The following is a 22,946-nucleotide window of genomic DNA, read 5'->3' as shown; positions in this document are numbered from 1 at the left end:
AGCGATTCGTTCTGATATTTGCGATTCTGTTAGAACTTTAAGAGAACATAGTTTGTAAAATCATTTAAAATCAATATGTTCACAAATGTTCTTGTTAATGAGAACATTTCATGTACTTTTAAATGAATTGCAACGGCCCTGTTACTTGTGGAATAAGGGAGCATAGATATGTCTCAAACGGCACTCAAGCTTGTGGATAAGGATACGATGGATAAAAATAAGGCATTGGAAGCGGCAGTCGCGCAGATTGAACGCTCGTTCGGTAAAGGTTCTATTATGAAACTGGGCCAGCGCGAAAACGCGGTGGATACGGACGTTATTTCAACAGGGTCTCTTGGACTGGATATCGGTCTCGGGATCGGTGGGATGCCGCGCGGTCGTGTTGTGGAAATCTATGGACCGGAAAGTTCTGGTAAAACCACACTTGCCTTGCATGTGGTTGCGGAAGCCCAGAAAATGGGGGGCACGTGTGCATTTGTGGATGCTGAACATGCGCTGGATCCGGTTTATGCCCAGAAATTGGGATGTAATGTCGATGAACTGTTGATCTCGCAACCGGATGCCGGGGAACAGGCTCTTGAAATTACCGATACCTTGGTGCGCAGTGGGGCTGTGGATGTCTTGATCGTTGATAGTGTGGCTGCCCTTGTTCCGCGTGCTGAACTTGAAGGCGAAATGGGGGATACCCATGTGGGTCTTCAGGCCCGGTTAATGTCTCAGGCTTTGCGTAAGCTAACCTCTTCTGTGTCGCGCTCCAACACCTTGGTGATTTTTATCAACCAAATTCGTATGAAAATCGGTGTGATGTTCGGCAATCCTGAAACCACAACCGGTGGGAACGCGTTGAAGTTTTATTCTTCCATCCGTTTGGAAATCCGCCGGATTGGTCAAATCAAGGACCGTGACGAAGTCGTCGGAAACCAGACGCGGGTTAAAGTGGTCAAAAACAAGATGGCGCCACCATTCCGTACCGTTGAATTTGATATTATGTACGGTGAAGGCGTTTCCAAAATGGGGGAACTGTTGGATCTTGGGGTCAAGGCCGGTGTTGTTGAAAAATCAGGTTCCTGGTTCTCGTATAATTCCACACGCGTTGGACAGGGCCGTGAAAATGCCAAGCAATTCCTGCGTGAGAATGAAACCATCGCCCAAGAAATCGAACGGGCTATTCGTGAAAATGCCGGTTTGATTTCCGGTGCGATGACCACTGGTGATGCCGCAGTTGCAGCAGAAGACGATTAAATAGATAAAATGTTTTTCAAATGCTTTTCTTATGAGGAAAGGAATTGAAAAAAGGTGTCACCCAAGCGCCACCTTCCTGTAGAGCGGGGAGGTGGCGTCTGCGTCTGAAAGAATATTTCAGGCGAGGTTGGGGACTTCCGCTAGACATGAACCAAAAGGCAAGGTAAAACCTACCTTCTTGACGTGATAAACAAACGAAGTGAAGCCCATGCAAAGCGCGAATGATATTCGTAAAACGTTTTTGGAATATTTTGGTAAGAATGGTCACGAGATTGTGGACTCTTCGCCTTTGGTTCCGCGAAACGACCCCACATTGATGTTTACAAATGCGGGGATGGTTCAGTTTAAAAACGTATTTACAGGTCTGGAACACCGTGATTACAGCCGTGCGACCACATCGCAAAAATGTGTGCGCGCCGGCGGGAAACATAACGATCTTGAAAATGTCGGCTTTACAGCACGTCACCATACATTCTTTGAAATGTTGGGGAATTTCTCCTTCGGCGACTATTTCAAAGATATGGCGATTGAACTTGCGTGGAATTTGATCACCAAGGAATTTGGCCTGCCGAAAGATAAATTGCTGGTCACCGTCTATCATGAAGATGATGAAGCGTTTGATCTTTGGAAAAAAATTGCAGGCTTGCCGGATGAAAAAATCATCCGTATCCCGACCTCTGATAATTTCTGGGCAATGGGGGATACAGGACCCTGTGGCCCTTGTTCCGAAATTTTTTATGATCATGGCGATCACATCTGGGGCGGGCCTCCGGGTTCACCGGAAGAAGACGGTGATCGTTTTATCGAAATCTGGAACTTGGTCTTCATGCAGTATGAGCAGACCCTTGAAGATCGATTGGAATTGCCAAAACCGTCTATTGATACCGGCATGGGGCTGGAACGTATTGCTGCGGTTTTACAAGGCACGCATGATAACTATAACGTGGATTTGCTGCGTAAACTGATTGAGGCTTCTGCAGATAAAACGTCGACGGACCCGGATGGTGACTTTAACACGTCACACCGCGTCATCGCCGATCATCTGCGTTCTTGTTCTTTCCTGTTGGCCGATGGTGTTTTACCGTCTAATGAAGGCCGTGGATATGTTTTGCGCCGAATTATGCGCCGTGCCATGCGTCATGCGCATATTATCGGGGCGAAAGATCCATTGATGCATAAATTGGTCCCGACCCTGACCGGTTTGATGGGACAAGCCTTCCCCGAACTTTTGCGTGCGGAAGCTTTAATCACGGAAACATTGGAACTGGAAGAAGCCCGTTTTAAAAAGTTGCTGGATCGTGGTTTGTCTTTGCTGGATGCGGAAACGGAAACGCTTTGTGAAGGGGATGAACTGGCTGGTGATGTGGCCTTCAAGCTTTATGACACATACGGTTTCCCGGTCGATTTGACGCAGGATGCCTTGAAATCCAAAGGGATTAATGTGGATATGGACGGCTTTGATGCCGCCATGTCTAAACAACGCGAAGAAGCGCGCAAAAACTGGGCGGGTTCTGGTGAAGCCGCTGATGAAAGCGTCTGGTTTGATGTCCGTGATAAGGTTGGGGCGACGGATTTCCTCGGTTATGAAACGGAAGAGGCAGAAGGCCAGATTGTTGCTATTATTCAAGATGGACAAATGGTCAAGCGGGCTGAACCCGGTACTGACGTTGCCGTCGTTTTAAATCAGACCCCGTTTTATGGGGAATCTGGTGGTCAGGTGGGTGATAGCGGCCTGTTACGTGTCGGAGATACAGCAACGATTGAAGTACGTGATACCGCCAAAAAATTGGGCGATTTACATATTCATCTGGGCAAGGTCAAAGGCTGTTCCATTACGCTTGGTGAAGATGTTCATGCGACTGTCGATCCGGTTCGACGCGGTGCTGTACGCTCAAACCACTCAGCCACTCACCTTTTGCACAAGGCTTTGCAGGAACGTTTGGGCGAGCATGTGACGCAAAAAGGGTCTTTGGTGGCCGAAGAACGCTTGCGTTTTGATATCGCGCACCCCAAAGGATTAAGCGCTGCGGAAATGGCGGATGTCGAAGCACGTGTGAATGAACAAATTCGCGTGAACACCGAAGTTGTGACCCGTTTGATGACGCCGGATGAAGCCATTGAACAAGGTGCAATGGCGCTGTTTGGCGAAAAGTATGGTGACGAGGTCCGCGTGGTGACGATGGGGACCGACAAGAATAAAAACTTCTCTGTGGAACTATGTGGCGGAACGCACGTTAAGCGGACCGGTGATATTGGCTTATTTAAAGTTGTGAGCGAAGGTGCCGTTGCGGCTGGTGTTCGTCGGATTGAAGCCTTGACCGGGGCAGCTGCCGTCTCCTATTTGGCTGAACAGGAAGAACGTCTAAATCAAGCTGCAGCCTTGTTGAAAGCAACACCGGCAAATGTGCCCGGGCGTGTGGAAGCCTTGTTGGAAGAACGCAAAAAAATGGAACGTGAAATTTCCGATTTGCGCAAAAAACTGGCAACAGGCGGTGCAAGCGGTGGTGCAGCGGACATTAAAGACGTGAATGGTCTTAAATATCTGGGGAAGGTTCTAGAAGATATCCCGGGTAAAGAGCTGAAGTCGATGGTTGATGAAATGAAAAATCAAGTCGGTTCCGGTGTCTGTGTGGCTATTGCGATTAATGAAGGTAAAGCCTCCATTGTTGTTGGTGTAACTGATGACGTGAAAGACACACACAGTGCCGTTGATCTGGTCCGCATCGGATCGGAAGCTTTAGGCGGAAAAGGGGGCGGCGGGCGTGCGGATATGGCACAAGCCGGTGGCCCAGATGGCACAAAAGCAAATGTTGCACTGGCTGCGATTGAAGCTGCACTCGCCGGTTAAAGTGAGTTTATTATAAAAGAGGCGTAACGATGGAACTGATCCTTCTCGGTCTAATTGTCTGGAGCGGCGTTCATTTCGTTCCCGTCGTTGCGCCTGATTTTCGTCAAAGCCTGATACAAAAAGTCGGTGAATTGCCTTATAAAGGACTGTTCGCGCTTGTTATTTTAGCAAGTGTCGCCCTGATGGTGGTTGGCTGGCGCTCAATTGAAAGCGTGACGGTTTTATACGATATTTACGACATCGTCGTGGCACCGTGTTTGCTGCTGATTCTGGCAGGGTTTATCCTGATGGCGGCATCAAAATTGAAATCCAATTTTTCACGTACAGTCCGTCACCCGCAATTGACGGGGTTTAGCCTGTGGGCGGTCGCGCATACCTTGATGAATGGGGATTTACGCGCGGTTGTCTTGTTTGGCGGCTTGGCCTTATGGGCCATCGCAACAATCGTTTTAACCAACCGGCGTGACGGTGCGTTTCAGGTGCCGGATAAGCAGTTACCCCATAAGGGCGTCATTGTTTTTGCCGTTGGTGTCTGTGTGTTTATAGCTGCTGTACTGGGACATGAATATCTGTCCGGTGTGGACTTAACCGTTAAGCGCTAATCGGTTTTAAAATATTGCCCAGGTGTGACACCGAGTGCCTTTTTAAACATGGCACTAAAGGCGCTTTGTGATGAATAGCCCAAATCCTGCGCGATATGGGCGATGGGCTGTTGATCGGCCAGCCGACTGAGGGCCTCTAACAAGCGTGCCTGTTGGCGCCATTGACCGAAGGTCATGTCCGTTTGTTTTTTAAAATTGCGCGCCAAGCTACGTGATGTTGTGCCTAGATTCTGTGCCCAATCTTCCAGTGTTTTGTCATCATCGGGATTTTCTTTTAAAAAGTCTGCGATGGTTTTTATCATTCCTTGGTCCGGAACCGGTAATTGTAACGGGGTAGACGGGGTTGCTTTCAGGCAATCTAACAACACGCGCATTAAACGCCCTTCCGGTCCATCGGTGTCGTATAGGGGAGGGAAACGAACGGCTTCAGCAATAATTTCGCGCAAAAGCGGACTGATATGCATGACTTGGCAATGGGCGGGTAAACCTTGCATGACATTGGGGGAAATGTAGACATTGCGCAGGCGAACCTTATGGATGACTTTGATGGCATGTTCCACATTGGGCGGAATCCAGACGGCGCGCTGTGGCGGAATAACCCATATATGTCCTTGGGCCATGACCTGCATCACCCCTTGTGAAGCATAAAGAAGTTGTCCCCAGATGTGTTGATGGGGATGGATTTCATGGTCGGGGAGCCTCAGGACTTCCTTTAAATTGACCTCACGCGGGAGTTTGTCGAAATCATCAATTTCCACACCATCATGTGTGAGGAAGGGGCGAAGGCCAAAAACAGGTGTCTTTTTTGCGATGTTTTTTGTCATAAACGCCTATATACGACACTTTAGCTTCATTATAAAGTATGAAAGTTGGTAACGAATAAAGAATAAGGTCTCTGTAATGTCTTCCCCTCAAACATGGAAAAAAGCGGAAAATCTGCTTTACGTCATGGCGATTGCAATGGCGTTGGCTTTTGGTGTCTGGCAGGCTTTGTTGAATAACTTTGTGATTGAACGTGCGAATTTCAGCGGTGTTGAAATTGGTATTCTCCAATCTTTGCGCGAAATTCCGGGCTTTCTGGCTTTTACGGCGGTGTTCTTGTTATTAATGATGCGCGAACAGACACTGGGTGTGATTTCCCTTGTTTTTCTTGGTATCGGGACGGCGATTACAGGTTTTTTCCCGTCTGAAATCGGGCTTTATGCAACAACGGTTTTGATGTCTATCGGGTTTCATTATTATGAAACGGTCAATCAGTCACTGTCTTTGCAATGGTTTGATAAAAAAACAGCCGCGCACAAGATGGGTAAGGTGATTGCGGTGCGCTCTTTTGCCTCGTTGATTGCTTTTGGTCTGGTGTGGGCCATGCTGGATATGTTGAAGGTAGAAATGGAAGTGGTCTATGTATTGGGCGGCGGGGCCTGTGTGGTTTTAGCCCTGTTCTGTTGGTGGGCCTTTCCACAGTTCAATCAAGGTGTCGAACAGCATAAGAAGATCATTTTACGCAAACGTTATTGGCTGTTTTATGCGCTGACCTTTATGAGTGGCGCACGCCGTCAAATCTTTGTTGTTTTTGCAGGTTTTTTAATGGTGGAAAAGTTTGGCTTTGATGCGGCAGCTATTTCCATTTTATTTTTGGTAAACGGGGTGATGAATATGTTTTTTGCCCCACGCATCGGCAAGTTGATTGGGCGATTGGGTGAAAAAAGCTCGTTGGGCTTGGAATATGTCGGTTTGATTCTGGTTTTTGTCGGTTATGCTTTTGTTGAAAGCCCGTGGGTGGCCGTGGTTCTTTATGTGGTGGATCATTTGTTGTTTTCGATGGCGATTGCGATCAAAACCTATTTCCAAAAGATTGCGGACCCAAAAGATATTGCACCGACGGCAGGGGTTTCCTTTACCATCAATCATATTGCTGCTGTGGTTTTGCCGGCTCTTTATGGCTTGTTATGGATAGCTTCACCTGCGGCGGTCTTCTTAACGGGGGCAGGATTGGCGGCTTTATCATTGATTTTATCACGCTTAATCCCTGATAATCCAGAACCCGGTCTGGAGGTTTCATGGAAACGCGCTACACCAATCGTTGAGCCCGCAGAGTAAGATTTATGGAAGTCTTACGAGATGAAAGAGTCATTGATCTTTTTAGTCATAAGGGGCCGTAAACTCAAAATTGGTTTACGGCCCCTTATGGTCGATGTGGTCATAGGTTTTTGTTTATTAAGCTGCACGTGTGCCAGACAGGGCTGTCTTTGAAATAGGCAGAATGTCGGCGCGTGTCAGGCCAATGTCTCGCAGTTCACGTTCGCTCAGTTTGTTCAGCGCATTATATGTACGAACAGATGAAACAACATTTGTTGTCTTGGCGATGATGAAGTTTTCGAATTTGTCCAACGCACCACCGGTTAGGTCAACATGGTGGCTGGCGTAAGAAGTAATCGGGTAAGGTAAGGACATGGTGTTTGTCTCTCTAAAGGGTTGTACGATATTTGCGCCCTCTTTACGCCTGCTTGATGCGGACAACAATTATTGTTTTTGCAGGTGAGATTTACAAAAAATGCATAGCTCATAATCTTTCTAAACTATATGGCAGAACGCAAGAAAGGGAGGCAAATGCCTCCCTTTTTGTTTGTGTTCATTTCAATTTTTAGGATTATTCAGCAGCATCGATTTTTTTATAGATCTCGCCGCCTTCTTTTTTGAATTTTTCCGACATTTCCGCCATGCCTTTCTGCGCCTCTGCCTTTACTTCATGGCTGATGCGCATGGAGCAGAACTTCGGCCCGCACATAGAACAAAAATGCGCAATCTTGGCACCTTCCGCCGGCAGGGTTTCGTCATGGAATTCCAATGACTTTTCCGAATCAAGCGCCAAATGGAACTGATCGCGCCAACGAAATTCAAACCGCGCCTTGCTCATCGCATCATCGCGTAGACGCGCACCGGGGTGCCCCTTGGCCAGATCGGCCGCATGGGCCGCAACCTTATAAGCCATGACGCCTTCTTTCACGTCATCGCGGTTGGGCAGGCCCAAATGTTCTTTCGGGGTGACGTAACATAACATCGCGCAACCGTACCAGCCGATCATCGCTGCCCCGATCGCAGAAGCCAGATGATCATGGCCCGCCGCAATATCTGTGACAAGCGGACCGAGTGTATAGAACGGGGCCTCGTCACAGACTTCGAGTTGCAGGTCCATATTTTCCTTGATCTTATGCATGGGCACATGGCCGGGGCCTTCGATAAAGCACTGAACGTCGTGTTCCATGCATTTCTTCTGCAAAACGCCAAGCGCACGCAGTTCAGCAAATTGGGCTTCGTCATTGGCATCCGCAATGGAACCGGGGCGCAAACCATCACCCAATGAAATCGCCACATCATATTGTTTGGCAATCTCGCAGATATCGTCAAAATGATCCCACAGGAAGTTTTGCTTATGATAATGCAAACACCATTTCGCCATGATAGACCCGCCACGCGACACAATCCCGGTGACACGGTTGACGGTTAACGGCACATGTTCCAGCAAAAGACCGGCATGGATGGTCCAGTAAGATACGCCTTGTTCGGCCTGTTCAATCAAGGTATCGCGGAAAATTTCCCAAGTCAGGTCTTCGGCAATCCCGCGGCATTTTTCAAGCGCCTGATAGATCGGCACGGTTCCGATCGGCACCGGGGAATTGCGGATAATCCATTCGCGGATATTATGAATGTCGGTCCCGGTGGACAGGTCCATGACTGTGTCGGCCCCCCAACGGGTCGCCCAGACCATTTTGTCGACTTCTTCAGCCACAGACGAGGTCACGGCAGAGTTGCCGATATTGGCGTTGATCTTGGTCAGGAAGTTGCGCCCGATGATCATCGGTTCCAGTTCCGGATGGTTGACGTTGGACACGAGAACCGCCCGACCGCGTGCGATTTCAGAACGGACAAATTCACCGGTGCAGACATCGGGAATTTCCGCACCAAAAGGCTCGCCATCGCGCAGGTAAGCTTCCTTGCGGGCTTCGTTTTCCCGAATGGCGACATATTCCATTTCTGGTGTGACCATACCGCGACGGGCATAGGCCAGTTGGGTGACAGCTGTTCCGTCTTTGGAACGTAACGGTTTTAAATCACCGCGCACAAACGGTTCCACGCCGGGCTGCTCGTCTTCTTTTAACAGGCCGTTGTCTTCGGGTTTGACGTCGCGGCCCTCATATTCAACCACATCGCCGCGATCCAGAATCCACTGGCGGCGCAATTTGGGCAGGCCCACGTTGATATCAATGGTCGCGTTCGGATCACTATAGGGGCCGGATGTATCATAGGTCACAACCGGTTGTTCGCCGCCTTCAAGGTGGATACAACGCATGGCGACCGTGACGTCCTCCATCGTGTCAGAACCAAAAAATACTTTCTCAGATCCCGGCAAGGGGCCGGTCGTGATGTTAAGGGGGGAATTGTCTTTCATGTTGGTACTCCAATCAAACGAACTGTTGGCATCATACATAAAAATTAATCGATAGGAGGGCCGGATTGGAACTGGACTTATCGGTCCGGTCAAACTGGTTTGGCTGGTCCTATTGGTAGAAATGGACTGGCGCTACCGGGATGGGATAGTTCCACGTAACGTAAAACCCAACAGAGCGAAAAGCGCGAATGAGAACTATCCCTGATGCGGCTCTGAACAAGTTGAATTGCACCTTTTGGTGCCAAACAAAGTTTGGAAGGAAACGTAATGACAAAAGAAAACCAAGCAAACGCCGAAACATTGGCCGCCGTATTCGATGCGTTCAACCGCCATGATGCCGATGGTGTGATGATGCATATGACAGATGATGTGGTCTTTGATGCCGCCGGTGGACCGGAAGTCTTTGGGGCACGTTTTACAGGACAGCAAGCTGTTGGTGATGCGTTTCGCGGTGTGTTTGCCACCTTTAAAGATGTGGAATGGGCTGATTGCGTCCATTTTGCCTCTGGTGATCGTGGAATTTCGGAATGGGTCTTTAAGGGGACCAAGGATGATGGATCGCGCATTGAGGCTGAAGGTGTGGATCTTTTTACCTTCCGTGATGGCAAAATTGCGTCCAAGCGTGCGTTTCGTAAAGACCGCCCCTTGTTGAGCAGTAAGTAATTAAAACGTCGTACATCACAGATTTCCTTATAGGGAGGCGCTTATGAATAAGCATGTGACAATAAAAAAAGCCGTAGATGCATACGACCCCAGTTTTGATCCGTTGGTTCAGCGTACACCCGGTCATAATCAGGATTATGCCCCGACATACTGGGTGGCACACGGCGGTGATGCCCCGCAGGATGATGGGCCGGTGACACAGGACATGGATGTAGATGTTGCCATTATCGGGTCTGGTTTTACTGGGTTGGCCTGTGCGGTCTTTTTGGCGCAGGAACACGGGATCAAGGCCCATGTTCTGGAAGCCAATCAGGTCAGTTGGGGTTGTACCAGTCGTAACGGTGGACAGGCACAGAATAATTCCGGTCGTCTAAAACGGTCCCAATGGATTAAACAATGGGGTTTGGAAACGGCGCTGAAGTTACATAAAGACATTGAAGAAGGGTTTGAAACCTTCGAAGAATTAATCAAAGATATTGATTGTGATGCGGTTAATGCCGGTCACCTTTATGTTGCCCATCGTCCCAAGGTCTTAAAGACGTTGGAGGCTGAGGTCGAATTGATGAACAAGACCTTCGGCTATAAATCGCGCATGGTCAGCAAGGAAGAACTGCATGCTGATTGGGTCAAAGAAGCCAACGGTCACGGGGCCATGCTGGAACCAACCGGGATTGGTGTGCAACCTGTTAAGGTCGCTTATGGTTATCATCGCAAGGCCCGTGCGTTGGGGGCGAAAATCCATACTTCCAGCCCGGTTGAAGGATGGGAAACCATTAACGGGGTTCATCACTTAAGAACGCCGGGTGGGATTGTGCGTGCCCGTGCTGTTGCGGTTGCAACGGGGGGCTATACAACGCAAACCCTGCATAAATCCCTGAAAAACCGTTTTATGCCGATCATGTCCAATAATATGGTGACGCGTAAGCTGAGTGATGCGGAAGTTGAAGCATGTGGATTTAGGTCGAACATCATTATGACCGATACCCGGACTTTGCGTCATTATTACCGTCTGTTGCCGGATCAACGTTTGCAAATCGGTAGCCGGAGCGCCATTACCGGGGCGGATGCGGGAAACCGTAAACATTTTGAAAGGTTAGTCGCCGGAAAAGATGCCAAGTTCCCGGCCTTAAAAGGGATTGATATCGATTATTCCTGGTGGGGCTGGGTGGATGTCAGTCACGATATGATGCCACGAATTTTCCAACCCAATGCGCAGGAACAGATTTTCTATGCGCTTGGATATGGCGGGAATGGTGTGATGTCGTCCGCCCATGCCGGGCGGCGTATGGCGCAGCTTGTGGCAGGGAAGCCGATCCCGAAAGAGTTGCCGATATATAACAGTCCGCTGCCCTATGAAGTTTTTGCCCCGTTCCGTCGGATCGGTCAACGTATGCTCTATGTCTGGTATGGCCTGCGCGACAACTATCTATAGATAACCGATTGAAAATTTAAACGAAATCAGGCGTTCACAGGTGAAGTGCGTCTGGAATAAACGACCCCCCTACACAGTGAGAGGAATATTGAGTCATGGTAAAAATGACAACAGAAGAAGCGTTCATTAAAGTTCTGCAAATGCATGGGATTGAACATGGGTTCGGGATTATCGGTTCTGCCATGATGCCGATTTCAGACCTGTTCCCCGAAGCGGGTATCACATTTTGGGATTGTGCCCATGAAACCAATGCCGGTTTGATTTGTGATGGGTACACCCGTGTAACCGGCAAAATGGCTATGGCAATTGCGCAAAATGGGCCGGGGATTACAGGTTTTGTGACCCCGATCAAAACGGCCTATTGGAACCATACGCCCATGTTGCTGGTGACCCCGCAAGCTGCGAACAAGACCATCGGCCAAGGTGGTTTTCAGGAAGTGGAACAAATGCGTATGTTTGCTGATTGCGTTTGTTACCAAGAAGAAGTGCGTGATGCCTCCCGTATCCCTGAAGTGCTGAACCGCGTAATTGAAAAAGCAATTCGGGGATCAGCCCCGGCGCAAATCAACGTACCGCGTGATTTCTGGACACAGGTGATTGATGTGGACCTGCCACAAATCGTTCGTCTGGAACGTCCTGCTGGTGGTGTTCAGGCCGTAAGCGAAGCCGCAAAAATTTTGTCCGAAGCCAAGTTCCCGGTGATCTTGAATGGCGCCGGTGTTGTGATCGGTGATGCGATTGAAGCGTCTAAAAGGTTGGCGGAACGACTGGATGCCCCGGTTTGTTGCGGCTATCAACATAACGATGCCTTCCCAGGGAGCCACCGCCTGTCTGTTGGGCCGTTGGGGTATAACGGATCAAAAGCCGCTATGCAGTTGATTGCCAAGGCCGATGTGATTTTGGCGTTGGGTACCCGCTTGAACCCGTTTTCCACGCTGCCGGGTTATGGCATTGATTATTGGCCGCAAGATGCAAAAGTCATTCAGGTTGATATCAATTCCGACCGGATCGGTTTGACCAAGAAAGTCGCCGTTGGCATTCAGGGTGATGCGAAACTGGTTGCGGAACAGATTTTGGCACAATTGTTAGAAACCGCCGGGAATGCAGGACGTGAAGACCGTGTTGCCCTGATCCACCAGACCAAATCGGCCTGGGCGCAGGAGTTGTCCAGTCTGGACCATGAAGAAGATGATCCGGGTACTGTTTGGAATGCCGAAGCCCGCAAGCGTGATTCAGGTCTCATGTCGCCGCGTCAGGCATGGCGTGCGATTCAGGCCGGTATGCCGCAAGAGGTGATCATTTCATCTGATATCGGCAACAACTGCGCGATTGGGAACGCTTATCCAACTTTCGAAAAGGGTCGTAAATATCTGGCACCGGGTCTTTTTGGTCCGTGTGGCTATGGTTTCCCTGCCATTTTAGGGGCCAAAATCGGTCAACCGGATACGCCGGTTATCGGTTTTGCCGGGGATGGAGCATTCGGAATTTCTATGAACGAGATGTCATCTTGTGGTCGTGAAGAATGGCCGGGGATTACGATGGTCATTTTCCGGAATTATCAATGGGGTGCCGAAAAACGCAATACGACCTTGTGGTATGACAATAACTTTGTTGGAACTGAGCTTAACCGCAATATGAATTACGCAAAAGTGGCGGAAGGCTGTGGTCTGAAAGGTGTTCAAGTCAGCACACCGGAAGAACTGACCGCTGCGATCAAGCAATCTTGCGAAGATCAGGCCAAAGGCGAAACCACCCTCATTGAAGTTCTGCTCAATCAGGAACTGGGGGAGCCGTTCCGTCGTGATGCCATGAAAGCGCCAGTGGCGGTTGCCGGTGTCAACAAGTCGGACATGCGCCCGCAAAAAGGGGCCGTCTAACACCAAATTTGGGGAATGAGTTCATTTCTCCCAAAGCCCGCCAGCCGGGGTCGGACATTCTCCCGGCTGGTCTCCCTACCACCTCGTGAGGTTCGCCTCCCCTTGCGGTTTCTTTCGACGTTGATCCATTGGATCGAAACCGCAAGGGCCCTTTTTCAACAGCAGAGGAAAAAGAAATGAAAATCACTATTAACGGGCAGGAAACTTCGTTTGAGACATCCTTGAATGTTACTGAGATGCTGGATCATATCGGTTATCAGGCTGGCCGGGTTGCCGTTGAACGGAACTTGGAAATTGTGCCGAAATCCCAATATGACACCCTGAATTTATGTGATGGCGATAAGCTGGAAGTCGTGCGTATTATTGGTGGGGGCGATCATACGGAAACGTCAACCATATCAGACACGACACCGGATGAAGACTTTGTCGTTGCCGGACGGCGTTTCAAAAGCCGTTTAATCACCGGAACCGGAAAATACGAAACTTATAAATTGAATGCAGAAGCGGTCGAAGCTTCTGAATGTGAAATTATTACGGTGGCCGTGCGTCGCGTGAATTTGACGCAAACCGATGAGCCGTTGTTAATGGATTATCTTGATCCCAACAAATACACGTTTATGCCCAACACGGCAGGGTGTTTTACGGCTGATGATGCGTTGCGGACCTTGCGTCTGGCGCGCGAAATTGGTGGTTGGGATTTGGTGAAGCTGGAAATATTGGGCGATCCCAAGACGCTTTATCCCCGTATGCCGGAAACACTTGAAACCCTGAAAGTGCTGATCAAGGAAGGGTTTGATGTGATGGTCTATTGTTCGGACGATCCTAATTTCTGCAAGGCACTGGAAGAAGAAGGCGCCTGTGCCATCATGCCGCTGGCGGCCCCTATTGGTTCGGGACTGGGGATTTTGAACCCGGTGAACCTGCGTATTATCAAAGAAAATGCAAATGTGCCTGTGATTGTTGATGCCGGGATCGGCACGGCTTCTGACGCTGCACAAGCCATGGAATTGGGCTGTGATGCCGTGATTATGAATACAGCTATTGCCGAAGCCCAAGATCCTGTGCGTATGGCGAATGCTATGAAACATGCGGTTCTTGCCGGACGGGATGCGTATCTGGCGGGACGTATGCCCAAAAAGAAATATGCCGATCCGTCCAGTCCTTTGGCTGGTTTGATTTAGGCAAGACATAAAGAAAACAGGGAAGCCGAAAATGAAACCGTTTGATGATCTGGTGGCCAGAGCCAAAAACAACCCAAAATATATCGTTCTGGCGGAAGGGGAAGACCCGCGTGTAATCGAAGGTGCGTTGCGTGCCGTTCGTGGCGGTTTGGCCTATGTGACCTTGTTAGGTCATAAAGAAAATATTCTTTCGCAGATCTCCGAAGATATTTTAGAGGATGGCCGGGTTCAGATTACAGACCCGCAGGCTTCCAAATACGAAGAACTTTTTGTGCAGGAACTGGTTTCTTTGCGCAAACATAAAGGGATGACTGAAGAAAAAGCCCGTTTGGAAATCCAAAAACCGCAGAATTTTGCCAACTTAATGGTGCGTTTGGGGTTTGCGGACGGTTCGGTTGCCGGTGCGCAGCTGACGACGGCGGATGTGGTGCGTTCTGCGATCCAAATCATTGGTGTGGATCCGCGTTATTCCATGATTTCCAGTTTCTTCATCATGATGTTGTGTGAGCCTTTTCACGATATGAAGGGGGCCTTGGTCTTCGCCGACTGTGGTCTTGTTGTGACCCCCAGTGAAGAGGAACTCACGCAAATCGGCATTGCGGCGGCAGATAGTGCATCGACTCTGCTGGCACTTGAGCCTCGCATTGCCATGCTTTCTTTCTCAACGAAAGGAAGTGCAACCCATCCGCATGTAGACAAGGTGAACCATGCTGCAGATCGTATCAAGGCATTGCGCCCTGATCTGCATGTGGATGGGGATTTGCAGCTTGATGCCTCGATCGTTCCGAGTGTGAGCGCAAGCAAAGCACCGGGTTCCGACGTTGCCGGTCATGCCAATGTTTTAATCTTCCCGGACCTTGAGGCGGGGAATATTGGCTACAAAATGGCCGAGCGTATCGGAAAAGCCAAAGCGATAGGCCCAATTTTACAAGGACTTGCTAAGCCAGCGAATGATTTGTCGCGCGGTTGTGACAGTGACGCGGTTTATCGCATGATTGCGGTGACTGTCGTGCAGGCACAGGCGCAAAACAAAGAAGAAGTTTAATACCTTCGCGATAAAAAGAGAAAAAACAATGACTGAAACGACCATGAAAGCTGAAATGAATTTCTTAAGCAAAGTCACCCGTCTGTTTCCGGGGTTGGCGATTTGTCTGATTGTCGCGGCGGCTGCGAAATTTTTGTCTGAACATTATGGCGCACCGCAAATGTTATTTGCCTTATTACTGGGGATGGCGCTGCATTTTTTGATGGAAGATGCTGCCTGTAAACCCGGTATTGAATCGGGTGCGAAAATTGTTCTGCGCACAGGTGTCGCCTTGTTGGGATTACGCATTACCGTGGATCAAGTAGTTGGATTGGGGCTCGCCCCTATCCTGTGGGTCGCCGGCGGTGTCTTTCTGACGATTATCTTTGGTGCGCTGATGAATAAATTGATGGGACGGACCGTTCGTTTCGGGATTTTAAGTGGCGGTGCGGTCGGTATTTGCGGGGCCTCTGCGGCTTTGGCGATTTCATCCATCATGCCAAAATCGGATCGGCAGGAACGCAATACCATTTTTGCTGTTTTAACGGTTACGACCCTGTCTACCATTGCTATGATTGCCTATCCGATTATCTGCACGGCATTGGATTTAACGCCAGAACAGGCTGGCCTGTTTTTAGGGGGCACCATCCATGATGTTGCGCAGGTTGTCGGGGCCGGGTATGGCCTGTCTGATGCAACGGGGGATATCTCAACAATCACCAAGCTGTTTCGTGTTGCCTTGTTGGTACCGGTGGTTTTTGTTTTGGGTGTTGGTTTTAAAATCTGGGCGTCAAAGCAAGATGACGTGGAAGTCGACAGCGGTAAATTACCGGTTCCATTCTTTGTTATCGGGTTTTGTATCCTCGTTTTCTTTAACACGATGGGGTATGTGCCGACGTCGGTTCAGGAACCTTTGATTACAGCGTCCGGCTGGTGTCTGGTGACAGCGATTTCAGCGCTGGGCATTAAAACATCCATGAAATCTTTGGTTGAGGTCGGCTTCGGTCCGGTTGCCCTGATGATCGCGCAAACAGCCTTTATCGCCATTTGGGTACTGTTGGGTATCCTTTATGTCCTCTAAACGGGAGAAAGCAACATGAGTGATGATAAAAAAGAAACGGAACAACCTGCAACGGATAATTCTTTAAAACAAAAGAAAGAACAAATCCTGACAGATAAAGTACCGTCGTCAAATAAACAGGAAAGTGAGAACCCATCGGAGAAATTGCCCGGTGGGGGCCTTTATAGTTAAGGAAAAATAAAATGGATCAGGAATTTCATAATGTCAGGCGTCTCCCCCCTTATGTCTTTGCCGAAGTCGATGCGCTCAAAATTCCGGCACGTGCAGCCGGGGAAGATATTATTGATCTGGCGATGGGAAATCCGGATCGTCCGACCCCTCAGCATATTGTGGATAAACTGATTGAAACGGTTGCCGATCCGCGTACCCATCGTTATTCGAATTCGCGTGGGATTTCAGGGTTACGCAAAGCTCATGCCCATTATTACATGCGTCGTTTTGGGGTGGAGATTGACCCGGACAGCGAAAATATTGTGACCTTGGGGTCCAAGGAAGGATTGGCAAATCTGGCAAGCGCCATTTCTGCCCCCGGTGATGTGATGCTGGTGCCAAACCCCAGTTATCCGATCCATCCTTTTGGTTTTATTATGTCCGGTGCGTCGGTGCGCAATATTCCCATCACGCCGGATCAAACGTTTTTTGAAGCCTTGGAACGGGCGGTCAAACATTCGGTACCCAAGCCAACCGTGTTGATTTTAAACTATCCCAACAACCCGACAGCAGAATTGGCCAGCCTTGAGTTTTACGAACAAGTTGTTGATTTCTGTCGTTTTCATGGTATCTGGATTTTATCTGACCTTGCCTATTCTGAAATCTATTACAACGAGACACCGCCACCGTCTGTTTTGCAGGTCAAAGGCGCCAAAGATATGGCCATTGAATTTACGTCCATGAGCAAGACCTACAATATGCCGGGTTGGCGGATTGGCTTTGCAGCGGGGAACAAAAAACTGGTTGGGGCGTTGACGCGAATAAAATCTTATCTCGATTATGGGGCGTTTACCCCGGTTCAGGTGGCGGCGATCGCTGCTTTGAACGGTCCGCAAGATTGTGTGGAAGAAATTCGCCAAACCTATAAAGAACGCCGGGATGTCTTGATCAATGGATTGGCGGCGGCTGGCTGGGATATTCCGGCACCCGAGGCTGGAATGTTTGCTTGGGCACCCATTCCGGATAAATTTGCCCATCTTGGTTCATTGGAATTTTCAAAACAGCTGTTACGCGAAGCTAAAGTTGCCGTTGCCCCAGGTGTCGGGTTTGGCGAACATGGAAATGGCCATGTGCGCATCGGATTGGTGGAAAACACCCAACGTCTGCGCCAAGCGATCCGCAATATCAAAATGTTTTTGAACAGTTGATAAGATATGCATCGTATTTAAGAAGGCCTGCTCCTTGTGATGAGGGCAGGCCTTTTGTTTATTTAAAGGATAAACGGGGTATGGGATTTAGCAATGATGAAAGTTGCCAGAAAAGCTGCGATGCTCAAGCTGCAGAATATCACACGGGGCAGGGGGAATGTTGTGGGTTTCAAGGCGATTAACCCCAAACCGATATAAAGGATCAGTCCAATGACTTTTTCGGTGATCCAGTTGCCGGGCAATGTCGTTGCTTGTGCGAGAAAGGCAGCACTGACAACAACCATCACCATACTGACTAAGGTCAGCAACAGGATGATTTTGTGATTGGTGAGGGACGGACGGGTGAAACTTAGCACGGAACGTCCAAAGAAAAGGAAGAGACTGAGTGCCAAGAAGGCGAGATGAATTTTAAGCCAGTACGTTTCCATTTATATTATTCTCCTGTGTGTAAAATTATTGTCTTATCTTTTTCAGAAAATCTTCGACCTCGCAGGTGAGGTCCGATGTCGTGTCCCCCAGCTCACCCGCAACATTTAATAATGTGGTGGCCGCGTCTCCAGATTGGGTGGAGATATGCGCGACACTTTCAATGCTGGATGAAATTTGCTGACTGCCTTGGGCGGCATCCTGAACGGTGTGACTGATTTCGCGGGTGGCGGCGCCTTGTTGTTCCACTGCGCTGGAAATACTGGTGGAAATTTCATCAATTTGGCGAATGGTTTGGGTTATCCCGGCATTGGCCTGAACCGCTGTATTGACTTCACCTTGAATGGCGGCAATCAGGCTGGCGATATCCTGTGTTGCTGATGTTGTTTGTGTGGCCAGGGTTTTGACCTCGGATGCAACAACGGCGAACCCTTTTCCTGCTTCGCCTGCGCGTGCGGCTTCAATAGTGGCGTTGAGGGCCAAGAGGTTGGTTTGATCGGCAATATTGTTGATCAAATTGACGACATCACCGATTTTTTGCGAGCCGTGATACAAGGATTGCATGACATCGTGCATGTTCTGGGCTTCCAGAACGGCATCGCCTGAAATTTGTGTGGATTGGGCCACTTGTCGGCTGATTTCCTGAATGGAACTGCTGAGCTCTTCGGTGGCAGAGGCTGCACCGTTCATATATCCACTGACCTGATCGGCAAGGCCGGACACATGATGGCTTTCTTTGAGAACCTGATCGGCGATGGTGTGCATGTTTTTGGAATGCTGGTTGACCACTTGGCTGACTTTAGACAGTTGCTGCATAAACCCGCCGACGGAATTATCGAAATCATCAGCCAGTTGTAATTCACTTTCGCGTTTATGGCGGGCGGCGGCTGTGCGTTCATCAGTCATACGTTGATCTGCGGCGCGGGCTTCTTTGGCTGTTTCGCGCAAAATGCGCAAAGCTTTCCCCATTTCAGACAGTTCGTCGTTGCCATCACGGTGAATGCGGGTATCCAAGTTGCCGTTGGAAATATCGCGCATGGCATGGGCGAGCAGGTGCAAGCGATGTACGATGTTGCGCCCGATATATAACCAGCTGACCAAAACGGTGATGCAGATGGACAGCAGGGCAAGACCAATCAACAGATAGTTGGTGCGTTCTGCCAATGTCTTGTTTGTGGTTTTACTTTGGTCCAGTTTGGCATTGACCAAGGTGACAACCTCTTCCACGTGGGTATTTAATTGACGGGCGGTTGCACGACTTTCTTCCAACAATGTTTGGGCCTGTTGATTGGTATCCAGTTCTTTTTGCCGATTATGCAGAACGTTATTTTCACCTTTACCCAATTGGACAAATACATCATATAATTCAGTCAGTTTTGTTAGATCGGCTTTGGCTTTTTTTAATTGGTTCAACTGATTTGCAACAGAAGACAAAGATTGCAGGTAACGCGTTCTAATCTCTGAAATCTCGCCATGCGTTTGACTTTCCATGGCTTCTAAAAGATGGCTGAGCAACAGGTTTGCATCAGCCTTGAAGTTCAGACTGGCTTGCATCGTGTTCATGGCGCTGATGCTTTTTTGGGTCGCACCGTCTATATCAATGTTCGAGTTACCTTGTTGAACATCATCAAACATATCAGCCCAACCCAGATTGGTGAACAACAGGGTTGATTTGGCCCGTTGTGCAATCGGTTTAATATGGGTTTGTAATGCGGTACGGCTATCTAAAATAAGGGCTGCGTTTTTTTGACGTTCATTGCGCATGGCGAGGCGAACACCAAGAAGACGGTTTACCTCTTCCAAATTGTTCCAGATACGGACATGACTGTCTTTTAACTCACTAATTTCAGCCGTATCGGGAAGTTGGTTTTCAAGAAGTTTAATCTTGCGGGAAAGGGACTGATGTGCCGTTTGTAATTTGGCGTAAACCTGTTCACCTTGTTGGATGGTGCCGGAAGAAAACAGTAAGGGGGCAGCGCCTGTTAAATCAACGCTATCGCGCGACAGTTCAAGGGCGGATTTTATGGTTGGAATGTCCTGTTCCAAGACTTGAAACTGGCTTTCGTTGACATCGCTGAGGCTTTTCCACGAAACGCCTGCCGTGATAATGCTAAGCGCGGCAAGACCGCTGAACGAAAGCAATAGTTTTGCACCAATACCAAAACGAAAAGTTCTTTGGGATGGACTTTGAGACGACATAACCTGTTCCTTTCCCAACATGGTTCGAAAAAGGTTGAAAACAAATAAAGGAAAGGCCGGGTTTAACCGACCTTTCATGGAAATTAGGGTAAGGGGACAATAAGTGTCGGAATGCGTGATCGACGCAGGACACTTTTGGCGACACTGCCAAGAAACGTATGTGTCAGCCCTTTTTCATGGGCCCCCATTACAATCAGGTCGCATCCGAGCTTGACGGAACTTTTTAGAATTTGTTCTGCCGGGTAAGCTTCAATAACGTTAATGGACTTGATCTGTTTGCGTACGGCCTGATCTTCTTCAGGAAGGTCGTTAAAAAAATCATCATGGCATTTATCTAGATGGGCACGCGCGGTTTCTTCACGTGCTTCCAGTAAATCATGACGGCCTTTAGAACTGATCATATAAGACTGGATGGCAACTTTTGCATCGCTGGGCAGTTCGACGACGACATGCAGGATATGGATCTCCGCCTTAGTCATTTTTGCCAGATAGGTGGCATGCTTAAAGGCATAGACGGCATTTTGGGAAAGATCCGTACAGTAGAGAATCTTACTTACAGTACAATCCATTATTAAGTATCCTTTCTATAAAAATGGGCACCTCTCCCCGCCTTGAAGGGCAAGACAGCGGGGTGAGGGTCTGGCTAATAACCAAGGACTCTAGGTAGCCAAAGTGTCAGGTCGGGGAAGAAGGCAATGATGAAAACAGCAATGATTGAGGTGAAGGCAAACGGCAAGGCGCGCAGGCTGATCTCTTCAATCGTGATGTTGGAAATGCCCGAGGCAACAAACAGGTTTTCCCCCAATGGCGGTGTCTGAAAACCAATGGCAAGACAACAGACCATGACAATACCGAAGTGAATGGGGTCAATTCCCAGACTATATGCAATCGGCAAAAGAACAGGGGTCAGAATTAAAATCGTCGCCAGCGTTTCCATAAACATACCGACAAACAGCAGGAAAGCGATCAGAACAATCCAGATAATATATATATTGTCTGTTGCACTCAGAAGCGCCTGCGCAATAATCGCCGGAATTTGATTTTCGACCAGTAATCGACCAAAAACAGTTGCGGTAAACAGGATAAGAAGGACACGGCCTGTCAGCCAGGTTGTTGCTTCCAATCCATTAAACAAATCCTGAATGCGCAGTTCACGGTGGATAAAGACGCCAACAAACAAGGTGTAGAAAATTGCAACAATCGCGGCCTCTGTTGGTGTGAAAAAGCCTGTGTAAATGCCACCTAGAATGACGAGCGGCGCCATCATGGACCAAAAGCCGTCTTTAAAAGCCTTTGTGATTTTGCCAAGTGACCAGCCGTTTGCCGTTCCCTTGTAACCATAATGGCGACACAGGAAATAGTTCATAATCAGCAAACTGATGGAAATCACCAATCCCGGAATAAAGCCCGCGATGAACATTTTTGGGATGGAAACCGATTGGAACTGGCCGAATTTTTCAATAGCATCAGCCGGTGGGCGCATGCCCAATGCGGAAATACCGAAAATAACCATCGGGATAGATGGGGGGATAACCACACCCAATCCACCGGACGAGGCCGTAATGGCAGAGGCAAAACCTTTTTCATAGCCGCGTTTGACCATTGCCGGGATCATTAACATGCCAACAGCAGCGGTGGTGGCGGGGCCGGAACCGGAAATCGCACCAAAGAACATACAGGCCAGTACGGTGGCCGCAGACATCCCGCCGGTAAAAGGTCCGGCAAAACTTTCTGCCAATGTGACAAGGCGTTTGGAAATGCCTGCTGCTTCCATCAGGGCACCCGCCAGAATAAAGGAAGGCAGGGCCATCAAGGGGAAGGAACTGACGGATGTAAAGGCGATTTGGACGAATTTGATCGGGTTTTCGTCGATGTAGAGGAATGAAATAAGGGCGGAGGTTCCCAGGGCAACTGTAATCGGCGCACCGATTAGCAAAAGCGTTAGGAACGATCCGAAAAGGACGAGTACAATTGAAGCTTCCATGTCAGATATTTTCCATTTTTACTTTTGTGCGCTGAGATCGTCATCATCAAGAGCGTCAACTTCGATCTTGTCGGGGTCTTTGATATTGATCCCCTTGACCAGTTTGTAGTAGTTGACCTGAAGGATACGCAAAGTCATGAGCGAGAATGTAATCGGCAAAACCAAATAGATGTATTTCATAGGGACACCCAGAGTTTGCGATTTCCAAAACAGGTTCATTTTATTGAAGACAAAGTCGTAACTGAGATAGATGAAAACTGCGTTGAAGGTGATCCAGATAAGATCGGCGAAGGCTTCAATCCATTTTGCGGCTGATTTAGGCAACAGCTTAAATTGAAAGGTCACGCGGTTGTGCGCCGACATTTTGGCGGCATAACTGGCGCCAAAGAAAACGAACCAGACAAAGGTGTAGGTTGCGAGTTCTTCACTCCAGGAAATGGAATAACCGAACACTTCGCGTGCAAGGATCTGGATGAAAAGCAGGATAACGAAAAAGCTCAACAATCCACGGCAAATATAACTTTCGATGTTGTCAAGGAAACGCCAAATTAAAGTGCGCATTTTTGAACTCCATCAGGA

At 48.8% G+C, this 22,946-nt stretch carries 20 protein-coding genes; 12 read left to right on the top strand and 8 right to left on the bottom strand.

The annotated features are described in order from the left end of the window. Window positions 1-168: 168 nt before the first annotated feature. The 3 genes from recA to ACI0FF_RS14200 all read left to right on the top strand — a co-directional run bounded on the left by recA (window position 169) and on the right by ACI0FF_RS14200 (window position 4,692). Window positions 169-1,242, top strand: coding sequence for a recombinase RecA (recA, locus tag ACI0FF_RS14210; RefSeq protein ID WP_419797449.1), 1,074 nt, complete (start codon window positions 169-171; stop codon window positions 1,240-1,242). Window positions 1,243-1,450: 208 nt separating this feature from the next. Further along, complete coding sequence (gene alaS / locus ACI0FF_RS14205) at window positions 1,451-4,090, top strand: alanine--tRNA ligase (RefSeq protein WP_419797448.1); 2,640 nt, start codon at window positions 1,451-1,453, stop codon at window positions 4,088-4,090. A gap of 29 nt (window positions 4,091-4,119) precedes the next feature. Further along, window positions 4,120-4,692, top strand: a complete 573-nt coding sequence (locus ACI0FF_RS14200) for an NnrU family protein (protein ID WP_419797447.1) — start codon at window positions 4,120-4,122, stop codon at window positions 4,690-4,692. Here ACI0FF_RS14200 and ACI0FF_RS14195 read toward each other — a convergent pair. Then, window positions 4,689-5,516: an AraC family transcriptional regulator gene (locus ACI0FF_RS14195; protein WP_419797446.1), complete on the bottom strand. Its 828-nt coding sequence runs from the start codon at window positions 5,514-5,516 to the stop codon at window positions 4,689-4,691. The two genes, ACI0FF_RS14200 and ACI0FF_RS14195, sit on opposite strands and share 4 nt — an antisense overlap. A gap of 76 nt (window positions 5,517-5,592) precedes the next feature. Here ACI0FF_RS14195 and ACI0FF_RS14190 point away from each other — a divergent pair, with 76 nt between their 5' ends. Next, complete coding sequence (locus ACI0FF_RS14190; protein WP_419797445.1) at window positions 5,593-6,792, top strand: MFS transporter; 1,200 nt, start codon at window positions 5,593-5,595, stop codon at window positions 6,790-6,792. 117 nt (window positions 6,793-6,909) lie between these two features. Here ACI0FF_RS14190 and ACI0FF_RS14185 read toward each other — a convergent pair whose 3' ends face one another. After that, window positions 6,910-7,146: a DUF1127 domain-containing protein gene (locus ACI0FF_RS14185; protein WP_419797444.1), complete on the bottom strand. Its 237-nt coding sequence runs from the start codon at window positions 7,144-7,146 to the stop codon at window positions 6,910-6,912. 196 nt (window positions 7,147-7,342) lie between these two features. Next, complete coding sequence (gene thiC / locus ACI0FF_RS14180; protein ID WP_419797443.1) at window positions 7,343-9,142, bottom strand: phosphomethylpyrimidine synthase ThiC; 1,800 nt, start codon at window positions 9,140-9,142, stop codon at window positions 7,343-7,345. Between the two features lie 267 nt (window positions 9,143-9,409). On the opposite strand from thiC, the gene ACI0FF_RS14175 reads away from it, so the two are divergent. The 8 genes from ACI0FF_RS14175 (at window position 9,410) to ACI0FF_RS14140 (ending at window position 17,758) form a co-directional block, all read left to right on the top strand. Next, window positions 9,410-9,805, top strand: coding sequence for a nuclear transport factor 2 family protein (locus ACI0FF_RS14175; RefSeq protein ID WP_419797442.1), 396 nt, complete (start codon window positions 9,410-9,412; stop codon window positions 9,803-9,805). A gap of 43 nt (window positions 9,806-9,848) precedes the next feature. Continuing rightward, window positions 9,849-11,237, top strand: coding sequence for an NAD(P)/FAD-dependent oxidoreductase (locus ACI0FF_RS14170; RefSeq protein WP_419797441.1), 1,389 nt, complete (start codon window positions 9,849-9,851; stop codon window positions 11,235-11,237). 95 nt (window positions 11,238-11,332) lie between these two features. Further along, on the top strand, window positions 11,333-13,114 hold the full coding sequence (gene xsc, locus ACI0FF_RS14165; RefSeq protein WP_419797440.1) for a sulfoacetaldehyde acetyltransferase: 1,782 nt from the start codon (window positions 11,333-11,335) through the stop codon (window positions 13,112-13,114). 176 nt (window positions 13,115-13,290) lie between these two features. Beyond that, window positions 13,291-14,295 carry a sulfur carrier protein ThiS gene (gene thiS, locus ACI0FF_RS14160; RefSeq protein WP_426857466.1) on the top strand — a complete coding sequence of 335 codons (1,005 nt, stop codon included), beginning with the start codon at window positions 13,291-13,293 and terminating at the stop codon, window positions 14,293-14,295. Window positions 14,296-14,326: 31 nt separating this feature from the next. Further along, window positions 14,327-15,340 (top strand): phosphate acetyltransferase, encoded by a 1,014-nt coding sequence (gene pta / locus ACI0FF_RS14155; protein WP_419797439.1) that lies wholly within the window; start codon window positions 14,327-14,329, stop codon window positions 15,338-15,340. Between the two features lie 28 nt (window positions 15,341-15,368). Then, on the top strand, window positions 15,369-16,400 hold the full coding sequence (locus ACI0FF_RS14150; protein ID WP_417841266.1) for a YeiH family protein: 1,032 nt from the start codon (window positions 15,369-15,371) through the stop codon (window positions 16,398-16,400). A gap of 15 nt (window positions 16,401-16,415) precedes the next feature. Further along, window positions 16,416-16,571, top strand: a complete 156-nt coding sequence (locus tag ACI0FF_RS14145; RefSeq protein WP_419797438.1) for a hypothetical protein — start codon at window positions 16,416-16,418, stop codon at window positions 16,569-16,571. An 11-nt stretch (window positions 16,572-16,582) separates the two neighbouring features. Continuing rightward, on the top strand, window positions 16,583-17,758 hold the full coding sequence (locus ACI0FF_RS14140) for an LL-diaminopimelate aminotransferase (protein ID WP_419797437.1): 1,176 nt from the start codon (window positions 16,583-16,585) through the stop codon (window positions 17,756-17,758). Window positions 17,759-17,820: 62 nt separating this feature from the next. Here ACI0FF_RS14140 and ACI0FF_RS14135 read toward each other — a convergent pair whose 3' ends face one another. The 5 genes from ACI0FF_RS14135 to ACI0FF_RS14115 all read right to left on the bottom strand — a co-directional run bounded on the left by ACI0FF_RS14135 (window position 17,821) and on the right by ACI0FF_RS14115 (window position 22,928). Continuing rightward, entirely contained in the window at window positions 17,821-18,186 is a 366-nt protein-coding gene (locus ACI0FF_RS14135) for a SirB2 family protein (RefSeq protein ID WP_419797436.1), read from the bottom strand. A gap of 25 nt (window positions 18,187-18,211) precedes the next feature. Beyond that, entirely contained in the window at window positions 18,212-20,383 is a 2,172-nt protein-coding gene (locus ACI0FF_RS14130; protein ID WP_419797435.1) for a methyl-accepting chemotaxis protein, read from the bottom strand. Window positions 20,384-20,466: 83 nt separating this feature from the next. Next, window positions 20,467-20,952 carry a universal stress protein gene (locus ACI0FF_RS14125; RefSeq protein WP_419797434.1) on the bottom strand — a complete coding sequence of 162 codons (486 nt, stop codon included), beginning with the start codon at window positions 20,950-20,952 and terminating at the stop codon, window positions 20,467-20,469. A gap of 74 nt (window positions 20,953-21,026) precedes the next feature. Beyond that, the gene (locus ACI0FF_RS14120; RefSeq protein WP_419797433.1) at window positions 21,027-22,367 is read right to left on the bottom strand and encodes a TRAP transporter large permease; all 1,341 of its coding nucleotides are present in this window, start codon (window positions 22,365-22,367) and stop codon (window positions 21,027-21,029) included. Between the two features lie 18 nt (window positions 22,368-22,385). Beyond that, complete coding sequence (locus ACI0FF_RS14115) at window positions 22,386-22,928, bottom strand: TRAP transporter small permease (protein WP_419797432.1); 543 nt, start codon at window positions 22,926-22,928, stop codon at window positions 22,386-22,388. Window positions 22,929-22,946 lie beyond the last annotated feature (18 nt).

The sequence above is a fragment of the Terasakiella sp. 4MB5A genome (genome assembly GCF_050058155.1).
GTDB classification, from domain to species: domain Bacteria; phylum Pseudomonadota; class Alphaproteobacteria; order Rhodospirillales; family Terasakiellaceae; genus Terasakiella; species Terasakiella halodenitrificans.
Note: the sequence above shows the minus strand (reverse complement) of the source record. Positions and strands in the feature narration are given on the sequence as shown.

What these genes read in the sequence shown, in the direction of transcription:
- recA (WP_419797449.1), top strand. Translation starts at nt 169, where the DNA reads ATGTCTCAAACGGCACTCAAGCTTGTGGATAAGGATACGATGGATAAA.
- alaS (WP_419797448.1), top strand. Translation starts at nt 1,451, where the DNA reads ATGCAAAGCGCGAATGATATTCGTAAAACGTTTTTGGAATATTTTGGT.
- ACI0FF_RS14200 (WP_419797447.1), top strand. Translation starts at nt 4,120, where the DNA reads ATGGAACTGATCCTTCTCGGTCTAATTGTCTGGAGCGGCGTTCATTTC.
- ACI0FF_RS14195 (WP_419797446.1), bottom strand. Translation starts at nt 5,516, where the DNA reads ATGACAAAAAACATCGCAAAAAAGACACCTGTTTTTGGCCTTCGCCCC.
- ACI0FF_RS14190 (WP_419797445.1), top strand. Translation starts at nt 5,593, where the DNA reads ATGTCTTCCCCTCAAACATGGAAAAAAGCGGAAAATCTGCTTTACGTC.
- ACI0FF_RS14185 (WP_419797444.1), bottom strand. Translation starts at nt 7,146, where the DNA reads ATGTCCTTACCTTACCCGATTACTTCTTACGCCAGCCACCATGTTGAC.
- thiC (WP_419797443.1), bottom strand. Translation starts at nt 9,142, where the DNA reads ATGAAAGACAATTCCCCCCTTAACATCACGACCGGCCCCTTGCCGGGA.
- ACI0FF_RS14175 (WP_419797442.1), top strand. Translation starts at nt 9,410, where the DNA reads ATGACAAAAGAAAACCAAGCAAACGCCGAAACATTGGCCGCCGTATTC.
- ACI0FF_RS14170 (WP_419797441.1), top strand. Translation starts at nt 9,849, where the DNA reads ATGAATAAGCATGTGACAATAAAAAAAGCCGTAGATGCATACGACCCC.
- xsc (WP_419797440.1), top strand. Translation starts at nt 11,333, where the DNA reads ATGGTAAAAATGACAACAGAAGAAGCGTTCATTAAAGTTCTGCAAATG.
- thiS (WP_426857466.1), top strand. Translation starts at nt 13,291, where the DNA reads ATGAAAATCACTATTAACGGGCAGGAAACTTCGTTTGAGACATCCTTG.
- pta (WP_419797439.1), top strand. Translation starts at nt 14,327, where the DNA reads ATGAAACCGTTTGATGATCTGGTGGCCAGAGCCAAAAACAACCCAAAA.
- ACI0FF_RS14150 (WP_417841266.1), top strand. Translation starts at nt 15,369, where the DNA reads ATGACTGAAACGACCATGAAAGCTGAAATGAATTTCTTAAGCAAAGTC.
- ACI0FF_RS14145 (WP_419797438.1), top strand. Translation starts at nt 16,416, where the DNA reads ATGAGTGATGATAAAAAAGAAACGGAACAACCTGCAACGGATAATTCT.
- ACI0FF_RS14140 (WP_419797437.1), top strand. Translation starts at nt 16,583, where the DNA reads ATGGATCAGGAATTTCATAATGTCAGGCGTCTCCCCCCTTATGTCTTT.
- ACI0FF_RS14135 (WP_419797436.1), bottom strand. Translation starts at nt 18,186, where the DNA reads ATGGAAACGTACTGGCTTAAAATTCATCTCGCCTTCTTGGCACTCAGT.
- ACI0FF_RS14130 (WP_419797435.1), bottom strand. Translation starts at nt 20,383, where the DNA reads ATGTCGTCTCAAAGTCCATCCCAAAGAACTTTTCGTTTTGGTATTGGT.
- ACI0FF_RS14125 (WP_419797434.1), bottom strand. Translation starts at nt 20,952, where the DNA reads ATGGATTGTACTGTAAGTAAGATTCTCTACTGTACGGATCTTTCCCAA.
- ACI0FF_RS14120 (WP_419797433.1), bottom strand. Translation starts at nt 22,367, where the DNA reads ATGGAAGCTTCAATTGTACTCGTCCTTTTCGGATCGTTCCTAACGCTT.
- ACI0FF_RS14115 (WP_419797432.1), bottom strand. Translation starts at nt 22,928, where the DNA reads ATGCGCACTTTAATTTGGCGTTTCCTTGACAACATCGAAAGTTATATT.